Origin of the sequence: Paenibacillus sp. 3LSP (genome assembly GCF_032465655.1) — a bacterium.
Taxonomy (GTDB): domain Bacteria; phylum Bacillota; class Bacilli; order Paenibacillales; family Paenibacillaceae; genus Fontibacillus; species Fontibacillus barengoltzii.
Genome location: NZ_JAWDJI010000237.1, coordinates 21,442 through 28,020 on the forward strand (window position 1 = coordinate 21,442; position 6,579 = coordinate 28,020).

Sequence of the window (6,579 nt, forward strand, 5' to 3'; positions counted from 1 at the left end):
TTGCGCTCCTCTCTTTATCCCGTATGGATAAAAACGTTTTTATTTTTAGCAATAGAGCCCCTTCAATTAACCGCTTACAATTCTCGCTGAGCTCAAGTTCAGCTCCGTCTCAGCTTCTCTTAGCTTAAACGTACATGACTTGAGCCCCGCACAATCAATTGACCATCCAGCTTCTGCACCTTGCCCTGTTCCTGCTTCTTAATCATGTTCACCAGGTGATTAACTGCCAAGATCCCTTGTCTGGCGATTGGATTACGAACCGTCGTCAGAGGCGGCGTAAAATACTGGGCAATATCAATATCGTCAAACCCTACGACGCTGATGTCCCTTGGAACTTCGAGGCCATACGAACGCAACGCTTTGATACACCCGATGGCGCTCAAATCGTTACCGGCCAGAATCGCGTCCGGCACTTTGCCCGGATGCTTGTGAATAAACGCCCGGATCGCATTATAGGTACTCTCTTCCTCAAAATACCCCTGCACAATAAAATCCTCATCGATCGGCAGCTGATGCTCCCGCAAGGCTGCGAGATATCCTTCTTTCCGCTGTACGCTGTCATACATCGTATCGACGCCGGAAATGTAGGCGATTTTCTTATGGCCCAGGCTGATCAGGTATTTGGTCGCTTCATAAGCGGACGCATACGAATTGAAAATCACGGTCCCCATCGTTTCCTTCTGAATCACCCGATCCAGAAATACCGCCTTGACCTTGTCCTTCTCCATCATCGCGATATCATGGTCATCCACCCGCAATTCTTCGTAGATGATCACGCCATCCACCCGGCGGCCCATAATATTGCTGATAATCGTTTGCTTATCGGCAGTAACCATGACATGCAGACCGTAACCCAACCGCTCGCTCTCGCGCGCCATCGACTCCACCAAAATGTAAAAATATGGCCCGGATACACTCGTCGTAAAAAAACCAAGCATGTTCGTCTTCTTCGACTTCAGTTGCTTCCCGTTTAAGTTCGGTACATAATTGAGCTGCTTAGCAACCTTCAGCACATGGGACTTGGTCTCCGGATTCAACACATCCACATCGTTCAGCGCGTTGGATACCGTAGAGATCGAAACCCCTGCTGCCTTGGCTACATCCTTAATGGTGACTTTCCCCATCCCTGATTACACCCTTGTCTATAAAAACGTTTTTATATATTCCTCAAATTATCATAGAAACGCTTTCATGACAATCCCCTATTTTTTGATCCCTTACAAAAAAAAGATCCGCCACACCTCTTTGGGGGTTCCCATTTATTTTCTGCAAAACCTTTGGATCTGCACCTTGCATTTTGTGTGGAAATGCCATATAATCTATTTTGTTCGCTAAATTTGCGCCCGTGGTCCAATGGATATGACGTAGGCCTCCGGAGCCTGAGATCGAGGTTCGATTCCTCGCGGGCGCGCCATTATAATACACATGCAAAGTCCTGTCACAGAAGTGTTCTGGACTTTTTTATTATCTTGAGTTTGACTTTCTTTGACTTTCTCAAATAAATTGTTTATGATGAGATTAATCCTCATCATTTCCGTCAATTCTTAGATAGAGATGATGAACCCAAACCATTCCATTCGACGGGGCGGTTCACTTGAACACCCGAATTTTAAGGAGGTTTTATCGGTGAGTTATATTCCTATGGTCGTAGAACAAAGCAACCGCGGTGAACGCGCTTATGACATTTATTCCCGTCTGCTCAAAGACCGGATCATTTTCCTGGGCTCACAGGTCAACGACGTTGTGGCCAACTCCATCATTGCTCAGATGTTGTTCCTGGATGCGGAAGATCCAACCAAGGACATCCACCTCTACATTAACAGCCCTGGCGGTTCCATTACGGCCGGTATGGCGATTTTTGATACCATGCAATTTATCAAAGCCGACGTCTCCACGATCTGCGTTGGGTTGGCGGCTTCGATGGGCGCCTTCCTGTTGAACGCAGGTGCACCTGGCAAACGTTATGCGCTGCCTAACAGCGAAATTATGATTCACCAACCGCTCGGCGGAGCGGAAGGTCAAGCGACGGACATCGAGATCCGCGCTCGCCGCATCCTCAAGATGCGCGATAAACTGAACCGGATCCTCTCGGAACGCACGGGTCAACCGCTGGAACGGATCGAGAAGGACACCGACCGCGACTACTTCATGAGTGCGGCAGAAGCGAAGGAATATGGCTTGATCGACCAAGTGATCGAGAAAGTGAATCCCGCCAAAGCTTAAGGCGATATAGAAAAGGCTGCTCTCCGAACAGAAAATGCTGTTCGAGGAGCGGCCTTTCTTGTTATATTTATCTTTAAATACCTTAACGCGAAGGTTCAAAAAGTCGGATCGCAAGTTAGTACAGGCCCATGCCTCTAGAGAGGCCTTCCTTCTGCTGGCTGTCTTTCGACTGACTGTCTTTCAGCTGATAGCCCGTCTGCAGGTAGCAATTCTGCTGGCTGCTCTGCTGCCGATGACGTGTATCTAGTAGCACTTCTGCTCTAACGCTGATGAGAAGCACTATTGGGGCGAAATTAGCGTGCTCGCGGCTCTAACGACGCTGAGAAACACTATTTCGACGGAAATGCTTATTTATAGGCAAATACGGAGGAAATAAGCAGTCTGGTAAGCGTTACAGTTGAAACATCGTAATTTTGGCAGGAATAAGGTCGGTGGCAAGCGTTAGAAGTCTGACTTTTTGAACGATATTTTTTAAAGGAGCGAACCGGGAAATGGAATCCAGAAAAAAATTGTATGAAGTAAGCCGTACGTTAGCGGATGTCGCCATGGGCAAGGCCAAAGCGGATTTGGTGGTTAAGGGCGGCACCTTAGTCAACGTGTATACCGGAGAGCTGCAGCCGAATACGGACGTCGCGGTGGCTGAAGGGCGGATCGCCTTCGTGGGGGACGCAACGCACACCATTGGCGAGAACACCGTCGTGATCGATGCGGCAGGTCGTCACCTCGTTCCCGGGCTCCTGGACGGGCATATGCACGTGGAGAGCACCATGCTGTCGGTGGCGGAGTTCGCCAAAGCTGCGCTTCCGAAAGGAACGACCGGTATTTTTATGGACCCGCATGAAATCGCCAATGTGTTCGGGGCGGAGGGCGTGCGCTGGATGCACGAGGAGGGCCAGGCCTTGCCGCTGAAGGTATATACGACCTTTCCTTCCTGCGTACCCGCCACCGATCATTTGGAGGATGCCGGGGCGTCGCTGGACACCCGCGATATTGCCGACGGGATGACTTGGGACGGCGTTGAGGGGCTGGGCGAAGTCATGAACTTCCCTGGCGTCGTATTCGGAGACCCGAAAATGCTCGGCGAAATCCAAGCCACAATGGAAGCGGGCAAAACCGTCACCGGGCATTTCCCAAGCGACGACGAGCGGATGCTCCAGGCTTACATCGCCTCAGGCGTGACTTCCTGCCACGAGACCGTGACCCGGGAGCAAGGGCTCGCCAAGCTGCGCCTCGGCATGCACCTGATGATCCGGGAGGGATCGGCTTGGCATGACGTCAAAGAAGTGATCAAGGTCGTCACCGAGGATAAGGTGAATACCTCGAACATTATGCTGGTCACCGACGATGTGTATCCCCAAACCTTGATTGAAAAAGGTCACATGAACCATGTCGTGCGCAGGGCGATTGAAGAGGGCGTCGACCCGGTGACGGCGATCCAGATGGGGACGATCAATACGGCGCGGTACTTTAAGGTCGACGGCGATGTGGGGGGCATTGCGCCAGGCAAATGCGCGGACCTGCTGCTGATCGACGACCTGCGGCGGATGGAGCCGTCGACGGTCATCACCGACGGCAAAGTCGCCTATGACGCCGGACAGCTCTGCGTCCCGTTCCCGGCGTACCCGTACCCGGCGCAGGCGCGCGCTTCGGTGAAATTGGCGCGTCCGCTGACCGCCGACGATTTCCTCTACCGCAGCGCCAGCGGCCAAGCGGAAACGACGATCCACGTTGTCGACGTGATCGAGAACAGCGCCCGCACGGCGAAGGGGACGGCAACCGTTCCGGTTGACGGAGATGGCGTCGTGCGTCCGGGCGCTGAGCAGGACATCGCCACGCTGGCCTGCATCGACCGCCACCGCGGTTCCGGCGAGCTGTCCCTCGCCTTCGCGCGCGGTTTTGGGCTCAAGCAAGGAGCCGTGGCCTCCACCGTTGCCCATGACAGCCATAACCTCATCGTCATGGGGACAAATCCCGAGGACATGGCGTTTGCTGCCAACGAGCTGGCGAAGCTGGGCGGCGGCATGATCGCCGTCCTGAACGGCCAAGTGCTCGCTGCCGTGCCGATGGCCATCGCTGGCCTGATGTCCGATCAACCGCTGGAGACGGTGGTCACCCAGGTAAATGAGCTGGAGGCCGCCTGGAAGCAGCTCGGCTGTCAGCTGAACGCGCCGTTCATGACGTTTTCACTGATCGCCCTGCCGGTTATTCCGGAGCTGCGGATCACCAACCGCGGCCTAGCGGACGTGAACGAGTTCAAGCTCGTGCCGGTCGAAGTCGGTTAAGCCGCAACCAGCAACAGCGACGGCAATAACAACAGCAACAAGCTCTCTCACTTGAAAAACCCGCCAAGAAAGGTTATCCTCTCTGGCGGGTTTGTTTTTCGCAATTCCTGCAAAAGAAGTCAATTTCATAATTCAATTTATTAGCTACTGCAGGTAACCAATTTCGAGGTGTACATTTTCAAAAAAAGTTACGCGGCTTGTTTGGTCAAACGGATGTTCATGTTCAAATAATCCAGCGCATATTTAGACACATTGTACGCTAGGTAACTTAGTTCGAGATCGACGAACGCACGTTTTTTGAGCCTTCGTGTAGTGCCCATGCCAAAGTATAACTTCAGATATGCAAAGACGCGTTCAATAGCGGTCCGCTGCTTAAACAATTCGGCAAACTTCTCGCTTCCCCGGCCAGGTGCTGTGTATTTGCGGACGTCGGTTTCTATCCGGATTTTATACACCTTCTGGCAGCCTTTAGCTTGCAGCGGACATTCCTTGCATTCTTTCGGACGGGTAAATTTCACGTTGCCCCCCTTCGGGTCGTAGCTGTCATAACGGTACGGATGGCCTTGTTCACACAGCGGACGATAATATTTGTCTTCCTTCAAAGGCAGCTTGGTGCGGTGAATTAACGGGATAATCGGAAAAGCACCTAACTTGCGGATTTGTCGGTATACCGCTTCGCCGTCATAGCCCTTATCAGCCAAAACGTGCTTAACCTGCAGATCCGGAAATCGCTCCTGAAGTCGCTTCAGCAGCATAATGGCCGGTCTCTGGTCACTGACATGAGCGGAGCAGGTCTCGCCGGCAACAATATATTGGCTTGCCGTGTCGACGAGCAGATTCGCCTTATACCCGTACCAGAATTTCACGCGGTGGGTGCCTCGCGGATCGCCTTTTGCGCCAGTGCTTGGGTATTGCGGCATATCGCGGGCGAGTTCTTCGTAACTGGCTGGCAACATGTCGGCTACTCCCCGTTCGAAGAAACCAAGCGACGCTTCGTAAGCATCCATTTGCTTCCGCCACTCGTCCCATTCCGCTTTCGGGATTCTCCCGCGTTTGGAACGTTTGGGCTTCTCCGGCTTGGCTTCCTGGGACGGCGTGCATGTGTCCGCGGAGAACAAGGCAGGGTCTTCGTCAACGAGAGGGCTGGAAGAAGTCGTCGTCTTCCCTTCATCCAGCTTCGAATTTCGGTCGAAGGCCTCAATGTGGGACGAATCTATTGCCAGAACCTCACCCGAAAGAAACCCTGCGGCAATTGCCTGGTCTACCACTGTATCCAGAACGTGTCTCAGTACGCCGCTTTGAGCCAGCCTGGCTACAAGGCGGGAATAGGCGGCTTCACTCGGTACCCGGTCCGAATCGGTAAAGCGGCATAACCTTCTGAATTCGGAACTGGTTCGCAGACGCTTGATCAGATCTTTCGTATAGCGGATATGTTCCAGTTTTCCAATAATGAGGGAATACATCATCGCTCTGGTATTTAAACTTTCGGAGCGGCCGCGGGTACTTTTTTTGCTAACGGCATGCAGGATGATCCCCATGGGGACGTGTTCCAGAATGGCACTGTATTTTGCCTCATCCGCCATTCCCATTAATTCCTCGAAGGAAAATAGCTCTGCTTGTTGAATACCATACATGGGAGTACTCCTTTCTCGTGGTTGGTGTGGTAACCTTTACTTCGAGATTTTGGGGAGGTACTCCTTTTTTACATGCTGAAAAACCTTATCCCACAAGGGGTTACAAATTATGAAATTGACTTAAAGTGCAGCTTTCTACCTTATGCGGCCGTCGCACAGCCGATGCCGTGCCGCCGGAGACGCTTGCGCGGGCCTCCTGGCTGCTACTGCGCCGATAAAACATACAGCCGGAGACGCTCGCACCTACAGATGAGCGCGCAGCTCCTCCACCGACTCCCGCCGCACCAGCTCCGTATCCAGCAGCACCAGCTCCCCGCCGGCCGCCGCCCCGTCGATCAGCTCAAGGATTTTGCGCGCGCCCATCCGGCTAAGCTGCTCAATCGGCCGCTTCACCGTCGTCAGCGGCGGATTCGTGTAATGCGAGAAGCCGATGTCGTCAA

The 6,579-nt window shown here is 52.9% G+C and carries 6 protein-coding genes and 1 tRNA gene; 3 read left to right on the forward strand and 4 right to left on the reverse strand.

Going from position 1 to position 6,579, the window contains the following annotated elements; genetic code table 11:
* Positions 1-119: 119 nt before the first annotated feature.
* A complete protein-coding gene (locus tag RW092_RS20475; protein ID WP_016314009.1) occupies positions 120-1,124 on the reverse strand; it encodes a LacI family DNA-binding transcriptional regulator in 1,005 nt (334 codons plus the stop codon).
* A 215-nt stretch (positions 1,125-1,339) separates the two neighbouring features.
* On the opposite strand from RW092_RS20475, the gene RW092_RS20480 reads away from it, so the two are divergent.
* Positions 1,340-1,414: transfer RNA gene (locus RW092_RS20480), tRNA-Arg, on the forward strand.
* 212 nt (positions 1,415-1,626) lie between these two features.
* Positions 1,627-2,223 (forward strand): ATP-dependent Clp endopeptidase proteolytic subunit ClpP, encoded by a 597-nt coding sequence (clpP, locus tag RW092_RS20485; protein WP_016314010.1) that lies wholly within the window; start codon positions 1,627-1,629, stop codon positions 2,221-2,223.
* 115 nt (positions 2,224-2,338) lie between these two features.
* Here the strand turns inward: clpP and RW092_RS20490 are convergent, their stop codons facing one another.
* Positions 2,339-2,476, reverse strand: a complete 138-nt coding sequence (locus RW092_RS20490) for a hypothetical protein (RefSeq protein WP_316011125.1) — start codon at positions 2,474-2,476, stop codon at positions 2,339-2,341.
* Between the two features lie 238 nt (positions 2,477-2,714).
* Here RW092_RS20490 and ade point away from each other — a divergent pair, with 238 nt between their 5' ends.
* Complete coding sequence (gene ade, locus RW092_RS20495) at positions 2,715-4,505, forward strand: adenine deaminase (RefSeq protein WP_316011126.1); 1,791 nt, start codon at positions 2,715-2,717, stop codon at positions 4,503-4,505.
* A gap of 188 nt (positions 4,506-4,693) precedes the next feature.
* Here the strand turns inward: ade and RW092_RS20500 are convergent, their stop codons facing one another.
* Together RW092_RS20500 and RW092_RS20505 are read right to left on the reverse strand one after the other, a co-directional pair.
* Entirely contained in the window at positions 4,694-6,139 is a 1,446-nt protein-coding gene (locus RW092_RS20500) for a transposase (RefSeq protein ID WP_316011127.1), read from the reverse strand.
* A 243-nt stretch (positions 6,140-6,382) separates the two neighbouring features.
* Positions 6,383-6,579: substrate-binding domain-containing protein (locus RW092_RS20505; protein ID WP_316011128.1), on the reverse strand; the 197-nt coding region annotated here is incomplete at its 5' end.

Excerpts from the sequence above, each read along its gene's own strand:
- RW092_RS20500 (WP_316011127.1), bottom strand. The coding sequence starts at position 6,139 with ATGTATGGTATTCAACAAGCAGAGCTATTTTCCTTCGAGGAATTAATG.
- RW092_RS20475 (WP_016314009.1), bottom strand. The coding sequence starts at position 1,124 with ATGGGGAAAGTCACCATTAAGGATGTAGCCAAGGCAGCAGGGGTTTCG.
- ade (WP_316011126.1), top strand. The coding sequence starts at position 2,715 with ATGGAATCCAGAAAAAAATTGTATGAAGTAAGCCGTACGTTAGCGGAT.